Genomic DNA, 19,544 nt, shown 5'->3' with positions numbered 1-19,544 from the left:
GCCGCGGCGCGGCCCGGCGGATCGGCACCGCCAGAGTGGGTTGCTCTCGGCTAGAGGCTCAGGTCGAGCGAGCCGCAGCCGCTGGTGGCGGGTACTCCAGGAAGAGGTTCGTCGGCGCCGAGCCAGAAGGGAGTGCGTGAAGTAAGTGTCAGGGCGCTGCCCTCGAACCGGTATCGACGCACCTCGCCCTGGAAGCTCTGGTTGTCGTCGTCGGAATGGCGTTCCCACTGCACGATCTCGCCCGTCGGGAAATCACAGGCCCAGGAGAACTGGTTCGCCACGCCACCGCCGAGGCTGAGGGACGCGTCGTCGCCGTCCATCGTCACCTGCGTGAGGTGACCGTCGACGTAGCGCAGCACGGTGACGATCTTGGCGTTGGCGCCCTGGACCACGCGGGCGAACACCTCGGCGTGGCCGTCCGCGTCCGCGTCCACCGCGCCGAGCAGCAGAAGGTCCTCGGGGATGCCGTAACTCAACGTGACGATATCCCCGCCGCCGCCCGAGTAGGTGGCTGTCAGCTCGCCTTCGGACGAGAGGGCGAGCTGGTCGATGCCGCCGTCGCCGTCGACGTCCCAGTCCCGCGCGGGACTGGTGGACCCGTCCGGGATGGTCGGCGGCGGGTCCGCCGAAGGCTCCTCGGTCTCCTCGTCCGTGCCGGTCGACGGCGGGTCCACCGGAGGCACGGTCTCCTCATCCGGCGGAACTTCGGAGTCGCCCGGCGCATGGACGGTCGCCGGCGGCGGTGCGTCGACCACGGGTGCGCCGGTGGTGACCGGCTCGCACCCGGTCAGCCCCACGGCGGCCAGCGCGGCGAGCAGCGTCACCGATCCGACAATGCGCGTTCGCGAAATCCTGAACATCTCGCACTTCCTTCCAACCCGCCGTGCCGGCGCATGGCTTGGCGTGGTCCCACGGTCACGTCGGCCTCGTCCGGTCGTAACCGCCCTCCGCACCGCCGCCAGGCACGGATCGACGGACCATGCCCACCTGGTTCGGGCCTGGCAACCAACCTCGGTTGGCCGGTGGCACATCTGAGCCGCGCACCCGCTCGGCACCCCGGGCGATCCCGTCGAGGACGACCATCAGCAGACCAGCCGGCCGTGTGAGCGAGCGTGTGAGCATCCGCCTCAGTCGCTGGCCCGACAGGCACCGACGCGTCGGCCGAGCGCCAGCCGAGGTCTCAGACCGCCGACTCGCCACATCCGTCACCGCGGCCAGCCGGCGGTCGGCAGGGTGCGGGCGTCGACCGGGAATGGCGTAGCCTCGCATGACATGGGTCCCGTCGGTCGCGCTGGCACCGCGCGCCGGCGCTACCGGCGTCCCGTGCCCAGGTACCGGATGCCAGCCCTGGCGCCGCCGATCTTCGTCCGTGGGCTCAGGCGAGCCAGTCCTCCAGCGCGGCGTCCTCCCAGTCGTCGGGGCCGTAGACGGTGCGGGGCAGCGGGGTCATCAGGTGGGTGTCGCCACCGGTGACGAACTCGGCGGACACCCGTTCCCAGGCCACGATGCGGTCGTCGGCGTCGCCGTCGTCGGACAGGCCGCGCGTGGTGTCGCGGGCCTTGCGGTAGCGCAGCTGCGCGGGCAGGTCCGTCGCCCAGACCAGGACGACCTCGTGCTGGTTGCTCAACACCTCGTACAGCCCGGTCGCGTGGTGCCCGTACTCGGCGAGCAGCGGCTTGCGGACCTCGGCGACCGCGTCGAGGAAGTCGAGCGCGCTGCCTGGCCGAACCTGGAGGATCTCGTTGACGAACAGCGTGCCCCTGATCCCGGCGGCCTGGATCTGCTCGGTCGTCGGGCTGCCGGGCACGCCTCCGCACAGCCGGTCGAACCCGCCGCTGCGCCACTTCGCGGCCTCGTCCCACCAGTCGCCGTAGAACGCCTTGCGGCGTTTGAGGTTCATCCGGTCGACGTTCGCCGCCCAGCCGTCCCAGCCCTGGGTGCCGCAGTCCCAGATGTTGACGACCTGGGGCCAGCGCCCGCCGCCGGCGGCGCAGACGTAGAACGAGCCCTGTAACCCGAACATCTCCGGCATCCGCAGCACCGGATCCCGCCACAGGTGCTCCATGTAGTCGTACTGGCCCTGCCCGATGATGTCGACGACCTCGTACAGGTACAGGTCACGCGAACCCATGGCCCCTCCGCCCACCGCTGCGGCATTTTTCGTATAAAATATACGTTGCTGCATGCCCTGGGAACGGGTCACACGTCCTGTGAACGGGTCAAGAGTCGAGAACAGGAACCGCGATGGCTGAGACGGTCGGGATCATCGGGCTCGGGCTGATCGGGGGCGCGCTCGCGGAGCGGCTGGCGACCACCGGGAACGCACCCGTGGTCCACGACCTGCGTGCCGAGGCCGTGGACGCCGCGGTCGCGGCCGGCGCGGTGCGCGCCGGGTCGGCGCGCGAGCTGGGCGAACGCTGCGACCTGGTGCTGATCGCCGTCCGGGACGACAGCCAGTGCGTCGAGGTCGTGTCCGATGTGGTCGACGGCGCCCACCCGGGCACCGTCATCGCGGTGCTCTCGACGGTGACACCGGAGACGGTCACCCGACTGGCGGCCCAGGCGTCGGCCCGGGGCATGCACCTCGTCGACGCCCCGCTGGCCGGGCAGGGCCGCGCGAGCGTGCTGGACGCAACGATGAGCGTCCTCGTCGGCGGACCCGAGGACGTCGTCGCCCGCCTGCTACCGACATTCGAGCGCTTCGCCGCGAGCGTCGTCCCGACCGGCCCGATTGGCAGCGGCGCGGCCCTGAAGCTGGCCCACAACGTGATGGTGTACCTGGGGTACGCCGCCGTCGTCGAGGCGGTCGAGCTCGCCGCCGCCGCGGGAGTACGGGACGGGCTGGTCGAACAGGTCACCCGCCACTCCGGCACGCTGTCCGCGCAGAGCGAGATCTTCCTCCGGATCTACGAGCGTCGGCGGCACGGCATCGGCACCGAGGAGGAGGACGAGGTCATGCGCGTGTCGGCCACCCTTCTCGACAAGGACCTGCGCCACGCCGTGGCCGTCGCCAGGGAGCACGGGCAGTCGCTCCCGGTCTCCGAGCTCCTCCAGGGCACCGGCGAGAACGTCTACCTCGCGCGACGGCGGCCCCGGCCTCGGCCCGGCGGCACGGAGTAGGACCGCCGGGCCCGGCCATCGATATCACCCGAGCTCTGGTACCTGCGGAAGGGCAGGAAGGGTCATAGCTGTGTCGCCGTGCGGATCAGCCCGGCGAGGGCGAGCGAGCGGCTGTGCGGGGGCCAGGCGATGTGGGTGACGACGAGGGGTGCGTCGGTCAGGGGGACGGCGGTGTGCTCGGCCCACAGCCAGGCGCGGGCGGAATCGGGGAAGACGGCCACGGTGCGTCCAAGGGCGACCAGCTGGGCCAGCTGCGCCAGGTCGTGGATCTCGGGACCCGGGCCGGGTGCGTACGTGCCGTGGCGAGGCCAGCGGGCGAGCGGAAGATCGGGGACGTCGCTGACGTCGGACAGGGACAAGGTCCTGCGCGCGGCGAGGGGATGCCCGGTCGGCAGAATGGCGACCTGCCCCTCGGTCAGCAGCTCCTCGCTGTCGAACCCGGCGAGGGAGTTGAACGGCGTGTGCATGAGCGCCACGTCCGCGCGGCCATCGCGCAGCAGCCCTTCCTGCTCACAGAGGCCGCACGGCAGCACCTCGATCTCGGCGGCATCGGGCTCGGCCGCATAGGCGTCAAGAAGCTTCTGCAGCAGTTCGTGAGACCCGGCGGCCTTCACCGCCAGCACCAGGCGACCGCGGGAGCCAGCCGGACTGTCAGCGCCACCGGCGCGACGGGTGCGGCGCGCGGCGGCGGCGGTCGCGTCGAGGGCCGCGCGGCCCTCGTGCAGCAGCACCTCTCCGGCGCCGGTCAGGGAGACGCCGCGGCGGTTACGTTCCAGCAGGGAGACGCCGAGGCGCCGCTCGAGCTGCTGGATCGCCCGGGACAGCGGCGGTTGGGCCATGCCGAGGCGCTCGGCGGCGCGGCCGAAGTGCAGTTCCTCGGCGACGGCCACGAAGTACCTCAGCTCGCGGGTCTCCAAGGTGTCCACGGCCACAACATATCCCAGTGATACCCACAGGGTATGACAGAGCACCGTATCGGTGTTGGATACACCGCTGGCCCGCGAGCGAACATCAACGGCATGAGCGAAACAAAGGTCGCGCTGGTGACCGGCGCGAACAAGGGAATCGGATACGAGATCGCGGCCGGGCTGGGCGCCCTCGGATACCGCGTGGGCGTGGGAGCCCGCGACAAGGCCCGGCTCGAGACCGCCGTTGACAAGCTGCGCGCCGCCGGCGTGGACGCGTTCGGGGTGCCGCTGGACGTGACCAGCGACCAGAGCGTCACGGATGCCGCGGAACTGGTCGAACGGCGGTCCGGGCGCCTGGACGCCCTGATCAACAACGCCGGCATCTCAGGAGAGATGGCCCCGGGGTGGGTGCAGGACCCGACCACGCTCGACCTTGACGTGGTCCGCATGGTTGTGGAGACCAACGTCATCGGCGCCATCCGGGTGACCAACGCGATGCTGCCGCTACTGCGGCGCTCGACGTCGCCACGCATCGTCAACGTCTCCAGTAACGTCGCCTCCCTTACCCGGCAAGCGGACCCGAACATCGAAATCGGCCCCATCATGGCGGCCTACTCGCCGTCGAAGTCGTTCCTCAACGCCGTCACCGTGCAGTACGCCCGGCAGTTCGCCAGTACGAACATCCTGATCAACGCCGCCTGCCCGGGCCTGGTCGCGACCGACTTCACCGGCTTCCGAGGGCCCCGCACTCCTGAACAGGGCGCGGCCATAGCGATCCGGCTCGCCACGCTGCCCGACGGCGGCCCGACCGGTTCCTTCTTCGAGGACGACGGCGTCATCCCCTGGTGACCCGAACCCTGTCGCGATCATGTTGTGAGTCCTGGTCCACGATCGCCCGGTCTGGGCGGCCAGACGTGCGGGCACAGTTCGTCACTGACGACAGCGCGGTGGTTCTGATGCACTACACCGGTCTTGTCCAGCAGACCGCGGCCTTCACCGCGGCAGCGGCAGCCGACCGGCCGACGGACTGGGCCGACCAGTACATGCGGCTTGCGATCTCGTTCGACACCGGCGATCGGCGCTATGCCTGGCTGAACACAAGCCTTTTCGTGGCGGCCGGACGGTTGGAGGGTACGGGCCGGATCGAGTACGCGGTCCTTCGGGTGGCATAACCGGCGCCCTTTCGGATCGTGACGCGACCACCCCGCGATCCGCCAATCCCCCACGTGTCACCTGGTCAACTCGCGCGACGGGAGCGAGGCGCCACCGCGTAGCTCAGCAGCAGGGCCGCGACCAGGAGAGCGCCCTGCACGAAGGTCTGGGTGTAGTACGGCACGTTGAGCATGGTGAGCCCATTGATCAGAACTCCGAGAAACACCGCCCCGACCAGCGTCCCGAACGGGTTTGGCCGGTTGGCGCCGAGGACCGCGAAACCGATCAGCGTCGCCGCCACGGCCTGGAGCAGGTAGACGTCGCCGGCGCCCACATCTCCCCGGCCGAGCCGGGCGGACAGCAGAATACCGGCGCAGGCCGCGCACAGTCCCGAGATCACGTAGGCCAGTGCCCGGTAGCGATTGACGGGGATGCCGGCCAGGCGTGCTGCGACGGGATTTCCGCCGATCGCGTACAGCGCGCGGCCCCACCGGCTGTAAGTCAGGAACACGATGACGACCGCCGCGATCACGATCATCACGAGGACAGCGACTGGAATCGACAGGACCTTCGCGGTCCCGAACCACAGGAAGTCCGGGTCGTACCGACCCGGCGCGACCCGCCCGCCCCCGAGATCCATCCCGACAGAGACCGACTGGCCCGACGTGATGATGAGCGCGAGGCCCTGGAAGGCGAACATCGTGCCGAGCGAGGCGACCAGATCCGGTACCCGCGCGACGACGATCAGCAGTGTGTTGACCGCGGCGACCAGCAGCCCGGCAGCCAGTCCGGCGAGGATCGCGGTGGCGCCGGTCAGGTTGTACCGGACCATCACCTGTGCCGTCACCATCACCACGAAGCCGACGTTCGCGCCGACGGACAGGTCGAAGCCGCCGACCGTCATCGACACCGTGACGCCGAGGGCCACCACCGCGACGATCGACACCGACTGCAGGATGATCAGCGTGTTGTCCCAGGTGTGGAACCGCGACCGGGCGAGCGAGAAGACGACGAGCAGCCCGAGCAGCACCGCCAGCAGCCCGTAGCGGTACGCGAGGCCGCCCAGGGCCCCGAGCCGGCGCGCGGTGCCGGTGGCCGCCGGCGCGGAGACCAGCCCCTGGTCCTGGACGGTGGTCATGTGGTCTCCAAACCGAATGCCCGACGGTTCTCCCGGGCGTCCGTCGTCCGGGAATGCCGGGCCGGGGTGGTCAGGAGGCGGCTCAGCTCCTCGGTCGTCATCTGGTCGGCTCGCAGCTCGCCCGACACGCCGCCATCAGCCATCACCACGACGCGGTCGGCGACCTGGAGAATCTCCGCCGGGTCCGACGACGCCACGACGAGTCCGATGTCGTGGGCGCGCTCCCGCAGGTGGGCGGCGATGTCCGCCCGCGCCCCCACGTCGACTCCGCGAAACGGCTCGTCGAGCAGGACCAGCGTCGAGTGCCCGTCGAACCACCGGCCGACGAGCACCTTCTGCTGGTTGCCCCCGGACAGGTCGCCCAGTTCCGCGTCGGCTCCCGGGCCGACGACGCCGAAGTCACCGAGCGTCCGGCGCGCGGTGGCGCGCTCGAGGCGTGGGTCCATCAGCCCGAACCGGGAGTGCGCCCGCACGCGAGGAAGCGTCACGTGCCGGCGGACCGACCACGTCGGCACGATCTGCTCGGCGCGGCTCTCGGCGACCAGCCCGACCCCGGCACGGACGGCGTCGGCCGGGCTTTGCGGCGCGTACGGCCGGCCGCGTAGGGAAAGCGTCCCGCCGAGCAGCCGGCGGGCTCCGTAGAGCTGCTCGAGCAGCTCGGTCTGGCCGGATCCGACCAGACCGGTGATGCCGACGACCTCGCCGGCGCGCACGACCAGGTCGAACGGCGCGCCGTCCGGTCGTGCCCGCACGCCGCGAGCCTCGAGCACCGGCGACCCACCGCCGCGGATCTCGTGACGCAGCGTGGACAGCGTCCCGCCGAGCATCGCCTCCGCCAGGGCGCGGGCGACGAACGGAGCCGGCACGTCCCGCTGTACGACCCCGTCGCGGAGCACGACGACGCGTTCACAGATCCGCTCGATCTCCGCGAGCCGATGCGACACGTACAGGACGGCCACACCCGCCGCGGCCATCCGCCCCACCGACGCCAGCACCCGCTCGCTCTCCCGGGTCGACAACGTCGCCGTCGGCTCGTCGAGCACGAGCAACCGGGGCCGGGCCGAGAGCGCCCGGGCGATGACGACCTGCTGGCGCTCGCTCGTCGGCAGCTCCTCGATCGGCCGGTCGAGAACGGCTTCGAGGTCGGCACCGAGCCCGGCGGCCGCGGCGATCTCGCGCGCCGCCGCGCGGGTTCGCCGCCTGCTCCGCCACAGCGCGCCGCCGGGGGCGAGCGAGTCCAGGGTCAGGTTCTCCGCGACCGTCGCCCCGGGGATCACCCCGGCGCCGATCTCCTGGTGGACGGTCTGCACGCCGGCCCGCGCGGCCTGGCGCACGGTGGCGGGGTTGGTGACCGCCCCGGCGATCCGCACCTGGCCCGCCGAGGCCGCCACCGCTCCGGAAAGAATCTTGATGAGTGTCGACTTGCCGGCGCCGTTGGCGCCGACAAGCCCGACCACCTCGCCCCTGGCGACGTCGAACGACACCCCGCGCAGGACTTCGACGGGGCCGTAACGCTTCGAGAGGCGCTCGACCGCGAGCGCCGGCGCGTCGACGTCCGCCGTCACCGCGGACAGCTCACGAAAGCCACGGAATCCGGGCGATGTCCGGGGTCGTCAGGGACGGAAACGCGCTCGCCAACCCCGCGATGTTCGTGATCTTCCGGTCGCGCAGGTCCTTCTGCGTGATCAGCGCCGGTGACACCTCGATGCTGGCGTCCACCGGCAGTCCGGCGACCTTCAGCGCCGCCGCGCGTACGGCGATCGCTCCGACGTTGGCCGGGTCGGTGGCCGACGTCGCCACCCAGGGGCTGTTCGGCGCGGTGATGACGCCGATGTCGGCGGTCGAGATGTCGGCCCCGTACACCTTCACCTTGTCCTGCAGGCCCAGCTCGTTGATGGCCTGCACCGCGCCCTTGGCGAACTCGTCATAGGGAGCGAAGATCGCGGTGGCGTCGGGGTTGGCCTGAAGCGCCGCCTTGGCCTGCTCGGCGGTCGCGGCCGCCGTCGAGGTGTTCACCACGCCGATCTGGGCGACCTGCTCGATGCCCGGGTTGTCCTTCTTGAACTGCTCCCACACGGCGTTCCGCTTGTCCAGCGGCGCATAGCCGGCGACGTAGACGTAGACGACCTTAGCCGTTCCGCCGGTGTCGGTCTCGAGAACGCCCAGGGCCTGCGAGGCGATCTCCTTGTCGCTCTGGCCCAGGGAGACGATCTCACTGACGCTGGAGCCGGCGTCGACGTCGAACGCGACGACCGGGATGTCCGCGGCCACCGCCTCGCCGATCGCCGGCGCCACGGTGTCCTCGAAGCCGTGGTCGACGATGATCGCGTCGACGTCGTTGTTGATGGCCTGCTGGAGGTTGATCGGCTGCTGGGCGTTGTTGCCGTCGGCGCTGGACACGTCGAGGGTGACGCCCAGCGCGTCGGCCTGGCGTTGCGCGCCCGCCAGCCACTGCTGGAAGTAGTCGCCCTGCGAGAGCTGGCGGACGAGCGCGATGCGCACCTCCCCGCCCGCGAACGCGGGCGGCACGGTCGTCGAGGCGGAACCCGCGGCCGAGGGTGCCGCGCTGGCAGCGGGTGAATCGCTGGACGAGCCCTGCGAGCAGGCGGTCAGCGCCAGGACGGATGCCGCGCCGATGCCGAGGAGCATCCGGGTGATGCCAGGTCTGTTCATCACATGCCGATCGAGTCGTCGCCGCGCGGGCGCGGCGGGTCGAAACAGGGAGAAGATCGCGAGTTTCGCGACGGTTGATCACGCAGAGTGCGCGGCGCAGGTACAGATGCAGCTCGCCGTCCGCCTGAGATCGATGTGCCGGCGGGACACCAGCAGGCTGGGCACGATCTTCGATCGCATCGGGGACCCGACCCGGCCGCTACGCCGACACCGACGCGCGGCGGCGGGCGACCGGGCCGGCAGCGGCGGATACGTCGAGGTAGGGCACGGTTTCATCATAAACCCGACCGAGTTACTAGTGTTTAGTTTTCTCCCCAGCCGCCTCTCCGACGGCCCCTGCGACCTCTGGGAACCCTGGTGCCTGACATCGCCTACGACGTACTGACCGTCGAAGCAGTCCCCGACTACATACGGTCACGCCCTGCCCTGGCGGCGCGGATCGAACAGATCACCGACGTTCGCGAGGTCGGCGACGGCAACCTCAACCTGGTGTTCGTCGTCTCGGGCAAGGACGGCACCAGCGCTCCGGCGGGCCTCGTGCTCAAGCAGTCCCTCCCGTACGTGCGGGCCGACCCGTCCTGGCCGATGGCTCCGGAACGCAACCACGCGGAGGCACGGGCGCTGCGGGTGCACGGCTCCCTCGCGGCGGACCTGGTCCCCGCGCTCTACGACGCCGACCCCGACCGGTTCGTCCTCGCGGTCGAGGACCTGTCGGATCACCGCGTGTGGCGGGCCGCCCTCGTGGACGGCGAGCGGCACGACGAGGCGGCCGCCGCGCTCGGGCGCTACGTCGCCAGGACCGCGTTCGGCACGTCCGCCTTCGGCCTGGCCAGCGAGCCCCAGAAGCGGCTGCTGGCCGCCACGGTCAACCCGGCCCTGTGTCAGATCACCGAACTGTTGCTGTTCACCGCGCCCTACACTCCCGGCGCCCCGGGGCACGACCCGGTCGCGCGGGGAACCGATCTCGCGGCCGCCATCACCGCCTACGTCACCGACCCGGACGTCGTCACCGCGATCGGCGCCGCGAAGTGGGCGTTCATGACCAGGGCGGAGGCCCTGATCCACGGCGACCTGCACACCGGCTCGGTGATGGTGCGCCCCGCGACCGCGAAGGCCGAGGAATCGACGCGCGCCTTCGACAGCGAGTTCGCCTTCTACGGCCCGGTCGGCTTCGACCTCGGCGTGCTGTGGGCGAACCTCCTGCTGGCCGCCGCGCGCTCCGCCGCCCTCGGCGACACCGACAACCTTCGCTGGCGCCTCGCCCAGCCCGCGGCGGCCTGGAACGCCTTCACGGAAACCTTCCGAGCCCTCTGGCCCGGCCGGGTCGCGCCGGCCACGTTCACCGAGGGCGTCCTCGAGGGGTTCCTCGACCAGGTCCGGCGCGACGCGCTCGCCGCGGCGGCGGCCGAGGCGGCCCGCCGCGTCGTCGGCCCCTACCCGGTCGCCGACCTCGAGACCCTGCCCCGGCCGGAACGCGCCCAGGCAGGCCGCGCCGTCCTCGCGGCCTGCCGCTACCTCCTGCTCGACCCCGGCGCGGCCCGGGCGCCTGTCGAGACCCTCTTCGACCGCGTCGGCGACCGGCTCTGACGGGGCCGGCGCGAGCGGCAACCACGGCACTACCTGTGCGCCGCGGGTCGCGGTGTGCCTGCCCGTGTCCGTGAGCACGTTGATCGGCTTCCGCGGACCGATCACCAGGCCGTAGTCGTCGCGGACGGAGATGTCGCGGACGCCCGCCCTTCAGGACTCGGGCAGGTCGGGTACCCAGGACACGCCGTTGATGTGGCTGCCGCCGTCGACGAACAGCGTGTTGCCGGTGAGGTAACGCGCGTCCTCGCTGGCCAGGAACACGGCGACGCCACCGATGTCGGCCTCGGGGTCGCCGAGGCGCCCCATCGGGTTGATGGCTTCGGCACCGGCGAGCAGCGCGGGGTCCTGTTGGGCGAGCCGCTCGAAGGCGGCCGACCGCGCCGCCGGGCAGATGACGTTGGCGACCACCCCGTACGGCGCCCATTCCCGGGCGGCCGTGCGGGTGAGCGTGCGCAGCGCCTCCTTGGCGGTGTTGTAGTCGACCGACCCGACGTGCGCGTTCACCCCGTTGAGCGAGCAGATGTTGACGACCCGGCCCCAGCCCCGTGCCTTCATCAGCGGGAACGCCGCCTGCATCGCCCAGAACGGCCCGTAGAAGCCAATCCGCATCGCGTGGTCGAGATCGGCGTCGGTCTTGCGTTCTACCCGGGCGAGACCGCCGCCGCCCCAGGCGTTGTTGACCAGGATGTCGAGGGCGCCGAACTCGTCGGCGGCCGCTCGCACCGCGGCCACCACCTGCGCCCGGTCGCCGACGTCCGTGAGCACGAACCGGACGTCGCCACCGGGGTCGTCCGCCAGCTCGGCCGCCGTCGCGCGGCCTAACGGCTCGTTGTACTCGGCGATGACGACCGTCGCCCCCTCGCGCAGGAAGCGGCGGGCGATGCCGCGGCCGATCCCCTCCCCCGCCCCGGTGACGATCGCCACCCGCCCCGCCAACCGCCCTGTCGGACGTGTCATCGGTCCTCCCCTGCTCCGAGGTCACCCACTCCGAGGTCGCCTCGCCCCTGATGTCGCGCGGACGGGCGGACCGTAAGGGGTGATACTTACGAGGGTCAACGATTTTCTGACGACCCGTCAGGTCAGGCGGGTCCGGCGGCCGGCGTCGCCGCCGCCGTCCCGCGCCGCGCCCGCGGCGAGGGACGACGAGGGCGGCCGGCCGGGCGACGGAAAGGACGCGGAGCCATGACAGTCGACACCGGTGCCGGCCTGACGCGGACGGCCGGCGACCCCGACATCTCCGACCCGTCCTTCTGGCTGCGGCCCCGGGCCGAGATAGACGCGGCCTTCGCGGAGCTGCGGGCGCGGCCCGGCCTGCCGTTCTACGCCGAGCCGGTGACCGCCGGCGGCCTGATCCAGCCAGGGCCCGGCTACTACGCCGTGACCCGCCACGCGGACATCGCCCGGATCAGCGCGGAGCCCCAGACCTTCTCCTCCGCCCGCGGCGCCACCTCGATCCCGGACCTCCCGCCCGAGTTCCTGGACTTCTTCGGCGGAATGATCAACATGGACCCGCCACGGCACCACCGGCTGCGGCGGATCGTCTCCCGGGCGTTCACGCCGCGCATCATCGCCCAGACCGAGGCCGACATCGTCACCCTCGCCCGCGGGATCGTGGACGACCTGCTCGCCGACGGGCCGGGCGAGTTCGTCTCGCGGGTCGCCGCCCGGCTGCCGCTGGAGGTCATCTGCCGGATGATGGGCCTGCCCCCCGAGCGGTACGCCGACGTCTTCCGCTGCACGAACGTGATCCTCGGCGCCGCCGACCCGGACTTCATCCCGCAGGACACCGACATCGTGGCCGCGCTGCTCGGCGCCGGCGCCGAGCTCGCCGACCTGCTCCACCAGATGGCCACCCAGCGGCGGGCCGACCCGACCGACGACCTGACGACCGCGCTCGCCCTCGCCGAGGTGGACGGCGAACGGCTGGACAACGCCGAGATCGCGTCGTTCTTCATCCTGCTGCTGGTCGCCGGCAACGAGACCACCCGCAACGCGATCAGTCACACCCTGCGCGCCCTGACGCAGTTCCCGGAGCAGCGGGCGGTCTGGCGCGACGACCTGGCGGGGGTGACCCGGACGGCCGTCGAGGAGGTGGTGCGCTGGGCCAGCCCGGTGCGCTGGATGCGCCGCACCGCCACCCAGGACACCGAGCTTTCCGGGCAACAACTGCGCGCCGGCGACAAGGTGCTGCTGTTCTACTCGTCCGCGAACCGCGACGAGGCCGTGTTCACCGGCCCCGACCGGTTCGACGTCCGCCGGGACCCCAACCCCCACGTGGGTTTCGGCGGCGCCGGCCCGCACTTCTGCCTGGGCGCCCACCTGGCCCGCCGCGAGATCGCGGTGATGTGGCGCGAGCTGCTCACCCGGGCCCCCGACATCCGCGCCGTCGGCGAGCCCGAATGGCTGTCCAGCAGCTTCATCCACGGCATCAAACGACTGACCTGCGACTTCACGCCCCGCTAGCCGTCACCCCGCGGCTCCGCCAGATCAGCAACTGCCTCTCCTGAATGAGACGCCGCGGCCGAGCCCGTCCCGAGGCCCGTGGACCCGAGCTACCGGGTGGATACGGGGCGGTTGCGGTAGCGGCCGATGAGCTCGCGGGCGGCGGGCTGCAGGCGGACTGGCGGCAGGCCACTGGCGAGCAGGACAAGGTCGTCGCGGACCATGGCGCCGATCTCGCGGAACGCCGCCGGGATGCCGCCGGCGCGATGGCCCGACAGCACCAGGCCTTCGAGGCGCCTGGCCGGGTGGTCGGGCGGCAACGGCTCGCGCGGCCAGACGTCTACCGCCGCCAGCAGGTGGCCGGCCGCCACCCGGGCGAGCAGCGCGTCGTAGTCGACCACCGGCGCGCGGCTGACGAGCACCAGCCGCGCGCCGGGCGGCGCCAGGGCCAGCTCTCGCGGCCCAAGCAGGTGATGGTTCTCGGCCGTCGCGGTGGCGAGCACGAACAGGAACTGGCTGCGCGCCACGGTCTCGTCGAGCGGCGCGGGCACCAGGCCGCGCTCGCGCAGCACCGAGGGCGGCAGCCACGGGTCGAACACGCGGATCGTCGGCTGGAACGGCGCGAGCAGCGGGTGCAGCGCGCGTCCCAGGTTGCCGAAGCCGACCAGGCCGACGTCGGCGTGCCGCAACAGGACACCCTGGCCGCCGCCGTACGGGACTCGGCCCTCCTCGCCAGCCCGGAACGCCCGGTCCTCGCGGCTGATGCCCCGGGCCAGGTCGAGCGCCAGGCCGAGGGCGTACTCGGCGACGGGCTGCGCGAACGCCGGCCCGGCCGCCAGCACGTGGATGCCACGCTCGAAGCAGGCCTCGTAGTCCTCGTTCGGCAGGAAGTTGCCCTCGACGTTGAGCACGGCGCGCAGCCGCGGCGCCCGCGCGACCCGCTCCCGTGGCAGGTCCGGCTGCCCGACGATCGCGAACACCTCCGGCAACGCCGCCTCCAGGGCCGCCTCGTCGGCCGCGGGGTCATCGCCCGTCAGATCGATGATCCGGAACCGCTCGGCCAGCTCGGCCCACACCTCGGCGGCGAACAGATCGTCATGCCGCCGCGGCGCCGGCCGAACCACCACCGCCGGCCGCCCGTCGCCGTCACCCACCGGCCGCCCACCCATCCCGCTCCCCGCCGTTCCGCCGCCGTCCGGCCCGTTCTCCGGGCTCTCAGATCCTCCCGGCCCCGCCGTCGGCGGGAACCGCCGGGGCCGGGCGGGCGACGTGGCGCCGCCGTCAGGCCGTCTCGACGTAGAGGAGATCGAGCCGCCGCTCGCGCTGACCACCCAGCACGCGCTCCATCAGGTTCCACGGCCCGCCGGCCTCGGCCGGGCAGAACACGGTCGCCCCCACGGTCAGCCCGGCGTCTCCGACCTTCGGCACGGTCAGCGAGTAGTCGCCGTAACTGTTCGTGGGCGTCTGCAACCAGTCGCCGGCATAGGTGTGGAACCGTACGGCGGTAGGAGTCCAGGATCTCCCCTCGCGCGTCGGGCAGGTGGCCAGCCCGTGCACCACTACGGAATAGTCCTCCTCCGCCTGCGCGGGCAGGGTCGGCAGGAACACGGTCGCGATCGCCACCGCGGCCGTCGCGAAACCAGCTCCACCAATGCGCCGCATCTTCGCTCCCGTTCGTCGGGGAATCCGGCAATGGATTCCGCTCCGGCGCGTCTGCCGCCGCCCCTCCCGACCGGTGGGATGGTCGGGCCGGCGCGGGCAACGGCCTTCAAGCAGTACTACCGACGGTTCACCGTCGAACGAACTCAGCTCACTTCGGCGGAACCACACCAAGCCCGGTTCGGGCAGGTGCCAGTCCCGCTGGAACGCCCTCGTCGTACCCCGCCCTCCACCAGGAGTCGCGGGTCGCCCGGGGTGGTTTGCCGGCGGCGGAGGTATCCGGGCGTGAAAGTTTCGCGCACGTCGGCAACGGGTACCCGCACAGCCTGCGTCAGCCACTCCTCCTGGAGGTTGGTATGCGGCGACTCCAGATTTCCCTGATTTCGGTCGCGGTCACGACGGCCTTTTTGTCGAACGCCGGATCGGCCCAGGCTAGGCACAGTTACGATTCGCCGACGGCGGCCGAGTGCGCCCAGTACCTGACCTCCGTGGTGAACGCGGGACGGCCCACGTCATCGGGCGAGGTCCAGTACCTCTGGCTCAAATGCAACATCCGCTATGACGAACTGACCAAACCGGGCAGGCAGCGGACGCCGGCCGAGTGCGCCCAGTTCCTCAGCGCCGTGGTCAACGCGAACCGACCTCCGACGTCTGGCGAGAACCAGGGCCTCTGGCACGACTGCGGTATTGATCTCAACAGTCTGCCCGGCATGTCCTGAGCACGCCCCTTTGTCGACATGCACGCGATGGCCAGCCCCCGCGCCGGTGGGCTGGCCATCGGCAAGAAGGCGGCGGCGCGGGTACGTTGGCGCTGATCATCGGATGGCACCCGGCGTGGCCACCATTTCCGCTCGAACCCGGCTAGCGGCGGGCGGACTGGGGCGAGCCGCGGCGGGCGGTCCGGCGGGCGCGGCGGCGTCGGTGGTTCTTGGCGGCGTACATCGCCTGGTCGGCGCGGTGCAGCAGGTCCTCGGTGCTCGCGACCGGGACGCCCGCGTCGGCCACGGCGACCCCGACGCTGACCCGGACGGCGCGCTGGTGGCCGTGGATCTGGAAAGGCGGGCGCATCGCCTCCTGGATGCGCCGCGCGGTGGCCTCGCCGGTCGCCCGCGGATCGTCGGCCGGGTCGCGCATCAGGACGGCGAACTCGTCGCCGCCAAGCCGGGCGATGAGGTCCTCCTGGCGCACGGCGCCGCTGAGGCGCCCGGCGACCGCCCGCAGCAGCTCGTCGCCAGCGCCGTGCCCCAGGTTGTCGTTGACCGCCTTGAACTCGTCGAGGTCGCAGAACAGCACGACCAGCGGCCGGCCGCTGGCCTGGTGCTCCTCGACGGCCCGGTCGAGTTCGCTGGTGAACAGCGCGCGGTTGGCGAGGCCGGTCAGCGGGTCGTGCAGCGCCTGGTAGCGCAGCCCGCGCTGGGCCGCCCGCAGGCCCGCCAGCAGCCGGGTGTTCTGCGCCACCGTGAGCATCTGCCTGATCACGACCAGCGTGGCGAGGGCGATCGCGAGCTGCAGGGTGAGGCCCTGCAGCGCGTCCCCCCGTGCGGCGGGCACCACGACGAACAGGGTGGCGACGCCCAGCGGCAGGTACGGCAGGTAGGCATGCGCCCACAGCGACCGGTCCTCGTTGCCGCCGCGGTCGCGCCGCGCCGGTCGCCTTCTGGCGGATCCGGGCGGGACCACCATCGCCAGCCCGAGCAACGGGGGGCCGACGACGATGCCGACCCAGTACAGCGACGTGTCGTCGATCTCGAACCGTCCGCGCACCGCCAGGTGCACCAGTGCCGCCTCCGAGACCGCGAAGAACAGCAGGCTGGCGGCCACCAGCCCCATAGCCCGGCCGTTGCGCGGCCGTCGGAACGTCATCAGCAGGATGACGACCACGATCAGCATCGTCTCGCTGATCGGGTAGGCGAGAGCCACGACGAACGGCCAGCCGCTCATCCCGCTGGTGGTGATGCGTTCCAGCACCGCGACCCAGGCGATGAGGAACATCGACACCAGGATCACCAGGCTGTCCAGCGCGACCACCACGGCCGCGGCGTGCCGCCCGTCCTCATGGTCGAGCGGTGGCCCGCGCTGCCCGGCTGGCCGGTCGCCCGGCCGGGTCGGAATGCGCAACAGGCCCAGCAGGGCCAGCAGCGGAGCCAAGAGGTACAACGCGTCCCGGGTGCCCAGGGTGAGTGAGATGTATTCGGCGGTCGCCCAGCTGAAACTCCAGTAGATCGCCCCGATGAGCGTGGAGAGCAGGCCGCTGCTGAGCAGCAGCCGCCAGCGGCGCTCGACGCCGTGGCTACGCATGATGGCGGTGCCAGCCAGGCCGACCGCGAACAGGCTGCAGGCGATCAGGGTGGCGCCCTGGAAGACCACCAGTGGCCGGCCGCTCAGGAAGAGCAGCGGCGCGAGCGCCACCACCAGCAACAGCCCGGTCGCGCCGGCCAGCCAGCAGAACGTCCGTTCGCGCACCGTTCCATCCGCGCCCGCCGTCGGCTCGCTCGTCGGCCCGGTCCCGGCCGGTCCTCGGGACGAGCCAGCCGGGCGCTGCCCGCTGGCCGGCCCGGCCGGGCGGTGGAGCCCTTCTAGATCAGCGTCGCGCAACACGACCTCCCCCTCCCCTCCAGGTTCTCCGACCACGCCTGTCCGCACACGCCCGAACCCTCCGCTAGGTGACCGGGCCGAGCGGGCCGACGAGCATGCCTACCGATTCGTACTGTGGATGGATGTAGGCCGGCCGGGCCGCCAGCAGGCAGACAAAGCGGCCGGAGCCCGTGAGACGACGTGGGAGATGATGTGAGCCAGCGTGCGTTCGGGGCGATCCACAGCCACGGGCTGGTCCGGGCCGCGGCGGCGACCCCGCTCGTCGCGACCGCCGACCCGGCGCGCAACGCGGAGGCGACGACCGCGCTGGCTCGCCGGGCGGACGCGGACGGCGTCGACGTCGTCGTGTATCCCGAGCTCGGCATCTCGTCCTACGCGATCGACGACCTGCACCTGCAGGACGCGCTGCTGGACGCGGTGGAGGACGCGGTGGCCGCCGTGCGCGACGCCACTCGCGACCTCGCGCCGCTGCTGCTCGTCGGTGCGCCGCTGCGCCGGCGCGGCCGGCTGTACAACACGGCGCTGGCGATCTCGCGTGGGCGGGTCCTCGGGGTGGTGCCGAAGACATATCTGCCCAACTATCGGGAGTACTACGAGAAGCGCTGGTTCGCGTCGGGCGGCGGCATCGTCGGCGAGGAGATCACGGTGGCCGGCGACACCGTGCCCTTCGGGACCGACCTGCTCTTCGCGGCGAAAGACCTGCCCGAGCTGGTAGTCGGCGTCGAGATCTGCGAGGACTACTGGGGGCCGCTCCCGCCGTCGTCGTACCAGGCGCTGGCTGGCGCCACGCTGCTCACCAACCTTTCGGCGTCGAACATCGTGGTGGGCAAGTCAGCCGAACGCGCCCTGCTCTCGGCCGCCCAGTCGGCGCGCGCGATGGCGGCCTACGTCTACTCGGCGGCCGGGACGGGCGAGAGCACCACCGACCTGTCCTGGGACGGCCAGGGCACGATCCACGAGCTCGGGGACCTGCTGGCCGAGTCCGACCGGTTCGCCGAGACGCCGCAGCTCCTCGTCGCCGACGTCGACCTCGCCCGGGTGCGGCTGGAACGGATGCGCACCCCGACGTTCAACGACAACGCGGTGCAGGCTGGCCATCCCGAGCGCCGGTTCCGGACCGTCGGGTTCGAGCACCGGCCGCACCGGCGCGACGTGGGGCTGCGGCGTCGGCAGCGCCGTTTTCCCTACGTGCCCGACACGCCCGAGCGGCTTGACCTCGACTGCTACGAGGCGTTCAACATCCAGGTGCATGGCCTCGCCCGGCGTTTCCGGTCGGCCGGCGGGAAGACGATGGTGATCGGCGTCTCCGGCGGCCTCGACTCCACGCACGCGCTGATCGTCGCGGCGAAGGCCTGCGACCGGCTCGGCGTCCCGCGCTCCTCGATCCTCGCCTACACCCTCCCCGGCTTCGCCACCGGAGAGAAGACCAAGGCGAACGCGTGGGCGCTGATGCGCGCGCTCGGCGTCGAGGCCGCGGAGATCGACATCCGCCCCGCCGCCCGCCAGATGCTCGCCGACCTGGGGCACCCCGTCGCCGCCGGCGAACCGGTGTACGACGTGACCTTCGAGAACGTCCAGGCCGGTCTGCGTACCGACTACCTGTTCCGGCTGGCGAACCAGCGCGGCGGGTTCGTCATCGGCACCGGCGACCTGAGCGAGCTGGCGCTCGGCTGGTGCACCTACGGCGTGGGCGACCAGATGAGCCACTATGCCGTCAACGCGGGCGTGCCCAAGACGCTCATCCAGTACCTCATCCGCTGGACGATCACCTCCGGGCAGTTCGACGAGGCGACCGGCGAGCTGCTCACGGCGATCCTGGGCACCGAGATCTCACCCGAGCTGGTGCCCGCCGACGAGGAGACGGGGGCGATGCAGAGCACGGAGGACCGCATCGGCCCCTACGAGCTGCACGACTTCTTCCTCTACCACGTCCTGCGCTACGGGCTGCCGCCGTCGAAGGTCGCGTTCCTGGCCTGGCATGCCTGGGGCGACGCCGACGCGGGCCGCTGGCCAGCCGGTTTCCCGGACGATCGTCGGCACGCCTACGACGTGGCGACGATCGTGCGCTGGCTCGAGGAGTTCCTCCAGCGCTTCTTCCAGCTCTCCCAGTTCAAGCGTTCCGCGCTGCCCAACGGGCCGAAGGTGTCCTACGGCGGCACGCTGTCGCCGCGGGGCGACTGGCGCGCTCCCTCGGACGGGAGCGCCGCCGTGTGGCTGGCGGAGCTGCGCCGCAACGGCCCGACTCTCTGAGAGCGCCTCTCGCCTCGTGG

The 19,544-nt window shown here is 71.8% G+C and carries 18 protein-coding genes; 7 read left to right on the top strand and 11 right to left on the bottom strand.

Going from position 1 to position 19,544, the window contains the following annotated elements:
• Window positions 1-50: 50 nt before the first annotated feature.
• Window positions 51-824, bottom strand: coding sequence for an RAD23 family protein (locus tag I6A81_RS33715; RefSeq protein ID WP_203006740.1), 774 nt, complete (start codon window positions 822-824; stop codon window positions 51-53).
• A 551-nt stretch (window positions 825-1,375) separates the two neighbouring features.
• Window positions 1,376-2,131, bottom strand: a complete 756-nt coding sequence (locus I6A81_RS33710; RefSeq protein WP_203006739.1) for an antibiotic biosynthesis monooxygenase family protein — start codon at window positions 2,129-2,131, stop codon at window positions 1,376-1,378.
• Between the two features lie 113 nt (window positions 2,132-2,244).
• Between I6A81_RS33710 and I6A81_RS33705 the strand changes: the two genes are divergently transcribed.
• A complete protein-coding gene (locus I6A81_RS33705; RefSeq protein WP_203006738.1) occupies window positions 2,245-3,120 on the top strand; it encodes an NAD(P)-binding domain-containing protein in 876 nt (291 codons plus the stop codon).
• Window positions 3,121-3,182: 62 nt separating this feature from the next.
• Here I6A81_RS33705 and I6A81_RS33700 read toward each other — a convergent pair whose 3' ends face one another.
• Entirely contained in the window at window positions 3,183-4,046 is an 864-nt protein-coding gene (locus tag I6A81_RS33700) for a LysR family transcriptional regulator (RefSeq protein ID WP_307875103.1), read from the bottom strand.
• A gap of 93 nt (window positions 4,047-4,139) precedes the next feature.
• Between I6A81_RS33700 and I6A81_RS33695 the strand changes: the two genes are divergently transcribed.
• Both I6A81_RS33695 and I6A81_RS33690 read left to right on the top strand, forming a co-directional pair.
• Entirely contained in the window at window positions 4,140-4,877 is a 738-nt protein-coding gene (locus I6A81_RS33695) for an SDR family oxidoreductase (protein ID WP_203006737.1), read from the top strand.
• Window positions 4,874-5,200: a DUF3237 family protein gene (locus I6A81_RS33690; protein WP_307875102.1), complete on the top strand. Its 327-nt coding sequence runs from the start codon at window positions 4,874-4,876 to the stop codon at window positions 5,198-5,200. The genes I6A81_RS33695 and I6A81_RS33690 overlap by 4 nt, the downstream gene beginning before the upstream one ends.
• Window positions 5,201-5,265: 65 nt before the next feature.
• On the opposite strand, the gene I6A81_RS33685 is transcribed toward I6A81_RS33690, so the two are convergent.
• The 4 genes from I6A81_RS33685 to I6A81_RS46405 form a co-directional block, all read right to left on the bottom strand.
• The gene (locus I6A81_RS33685; protein ID WP_203006735.1) at window positions 5,266-6,318 is read right to left on the bottom strand and encodes an ABC transporter permease; all 1,053 of its coding nucleotides are present in this window, start codon (window positions 6,316-6,318) and stop codon (window positions 5,266-5,268) included.
• A complete protein-coding gene (locus tag I6A81_RS33680; protein WP_203006734.1) occupies window positions 6,315-7,883 on the bottom strand; it encodes a sugar ABC transporter ATP-binding protein in 1,569 nt (522 codons plus the stop codon). The genes I6A81_RS33685 and I6A81_RS33680 overlap by 4 nt, the downstream gene beginning before the upstream one ends.
• A gap of 10 nt (window positions 7,884-7,893) precedes the next feature.
• Window positions 7,894-8,991: a substrate-binding domain-containing protein gene (locus I6A81_RS33675; RefSeq protein ID WP_203006733.1), complete on the bottom strand. Its 1,098-nt coding sequence runs from the start codon at window positions 8,989-8,991 to the stop codon at window positions 7,894-7,896.
• A 78-nt stretch (window positions 8,992-9,069) separates the two neighbouring features.
• Complete coding sequence (locus I6A81_RS46405; RefSeq protein WP_407661419.1) at window positions 9,070-9,171, bottom strand: putative leader peptide; 102 nt, start codon at window positions 9,169-9,171, stop codon at window positions 9,070-9,072.
• A 177-nt stretch (window positions 9,172-9,348) separates the two neighbouring features.
• Between I6A81_RS46405 and mtnK the strand changes: the two genes are divergently transcribed.
• Window positions 9,349-10,578 (top strand): S-methyl-5-thioribose kinase, encoded by a 1,230-nt coding sequence (gene mtnK / locus I6A81_RS33670; RefSeq protein WP_203006732.1) that lies wholly within the window; start codon window positions 9,349-9,351, stop codon window positions 10,576-10,578.
• Between the two features lie 150 nt (window positions 10,579-10,728).
• Here mtnK and I6A81_RS33665 read toward each other — a convergent pair whose 3' ends face one another.
• Window positions 10,729-11,535 carry an SDR family NAD(P)-dependent oxidoreductase gene (locus tag I6A81_RS33665; protein WP_203006731.1) on the bottom strand — a complete coding sequence of 269 codons (807 nt, stop codon included), beginning with the start codon at window positions 11,533-11,535 and terminating at the stop codon, window positions 10,729-10,731.
• A 225-nt stretch (window positions 11,536-11,760) separates the two neighbouring features.
• Here I6A81_RS33665 and I6A81_RS33660 point away from each other — a divergent pair, with 225 nt between their 5' ends.
• The gene (locus tag I6A81_RS33660; RefSeq protein ID WP_203006730.1) at window positions 11,761-13,041 is read left to right on the top strand and encodes a cytochrome P450; all 1,281 of its coding nucleotides are present in this window, start codon (window positions 11,761-11,763) and stop codon (window positions 13,039-13,041) included.
• A gap of 89 nt (window positions 13,042-13,130) precedes the next feature.
• On the opposite strand, the gene I6A81_RS33655 is transcribed toward I6A81_RS33660, so the two are convergent.
• On the bottom strand, window positions 13,131-14,174 hold the full coding sequence (locus I6A81_RS33655; RefSeq protein WP_307875101.1) for an NAD(P)-dependent oxidoreductase: 1,044 nt from the start codon (window positions 14,172-14,174) through the stop codon (window positions 13,131-13,133).
• A gap of 127 nt (window positions 14,175-14,301) precedes the next feature.
• Window positions 14,302-14,682: a hypothetical protein gene (locus tag I6A81_RS33650; protein WP_203004413.1), complete on the bottom strand. Its 381-nt coding sequence runs from the start codon at window positions 14,680-14,682 to the stop codon at window positions 14,302-14,304.
• 353 nt (window positions 14,683-15,035) lie between these two features.
• Between I6A81_RS33650 and I6A81_RS33645 the strand changes: the two genes are divergently transcribed.
• A complete protein-coding gene (locus tag I6A81_RS33645; protein WP_203004412.1) occupies window positions 15,036-15,398 on the top strand; it encodes a hypothetical protein in 363 nt (120 codons plus the stop codon).
• Between the two features lie 142 nt (window positions 15,399-15,540).
• On the opposite strand, the gene I6A81_RS33640 is transcribed toward I6A81_RS33645, so the two are convergent.
• Window positions 15,541-17,142 carry a GGDEF domain-containing protein gene (locus I6A81_RS33640; protein ID WP_307875100.1) on the bottom strand — a complete coding sequence of 534 codons (1,602 nt, stop codon included), beginning with the start codon at window positions 17,140-17,142 and terminating at the stop codon, window positions 15,541-15,543.
• Window positions 17,143-17,466: 324 nt separating this feature from the next.
• On the opposite strand from I6A81_RS33640, the gene I6A81_RS33635 reads away from it, so the two are divergent.
• Entirely contained in the window at window positions 17,467-19,524 is a 2,058-nt protein-coding gene (locus tag I6A81_RS33635) for an NAD(+) synthase (protein WP_203004410.1), read from the top strand.
• Window positions 19,525-19,544 lie beyond the last annotated feature (20 nt).

This window comes from Frankia nepalensis (assembly GCF_016786325.1).
Lineage (GTDB): Bacteria > Actinomycetota > Actinomycetes > Frankiales > Frankiaceae > Pseudofrankia > Pseudofrankia nepalensis.
The sequence above is the reverse complement of the archived record's forward strand: the minus strand, read 5'-3'. Positions and strand labels throughout refer to the sequence as shown.

Excerpts from the sequence above, each read along its gene's own strand:
- I6A81_RS33710 (WP_203006739.1), bottom strand. The coding sequence starts at position 2,131 with ATGGGTTCGCGTGACCTGTACCTGTACGAGGTCGTCGACATCATCGGG.
- I6A81_RS33705 (WP_203006738.1), top strand. The coding sequence starts at position 2,245 with ATGGCTGAGACGGTCGGGATCATCGGGCTCGGGCTGATCGGGGGCGCG.
- I6A81_RS33695 (WP_203006737.1), top strand. The coding sequence starts at position 4,140 with ATGAGCGAAACAAAGGTCGCGCTGGTGACCGGCGCGAACAAGGGAATC.
- I6A81_RS33685 (WP_203006735.1), bottom strand. The coding sequence starts at position 6,318 with ATGACCACCGTCCAGGACCAGGGGCTGGTCTCCGCGCCGGCGGCCACC.
- I6A81_RS33675 (WP_203006733.1), bottom strand. The coding sequence starts at position 8,991 with ATGAACAGACCTGGCATCACCCGGATGCTCCTCGGCATCGGCGCGGCA.
- I6A81_RS46405 (WP_407661419.1), bottom strand. The coding sequence starts at position 9,171 with ATGCGATCGAAGATCGTGCCCAGCCTGCTGGTGTCCCGCCGGCACATC.
- I6A81_RS33665 (WP_203006731.1), bottom strand. The coding sequence starts at position 11,535 with ATGACACGTCCGACAGGGCGGTTGGCGGGGCGGGTGGCGATCGTCACC.
- I6A81_RS33660 (WP_203006730.1), top strand. The coding sequence starts at position 11,761 with ATGACAGTCGACACCGGTGCCGGCCTGACGCGGACGGCCGGCGACCCC.
- I6A81_RS33650 (WP_203004413.1), bottom strand. The coding sequence starts at position 14,682 with ATGCGGCGCATTGGTGGAGCTGGTTTCGCGACGGCCGCGGTGGCGATC.
- I6A81_RS33645 (WP_203004412.1), top strand. The coding sequence starts at position 15,036 with ATGCGGCGACTCCAGATTTCCCTGATTTCGGTCGCGGTCACGACGGCC.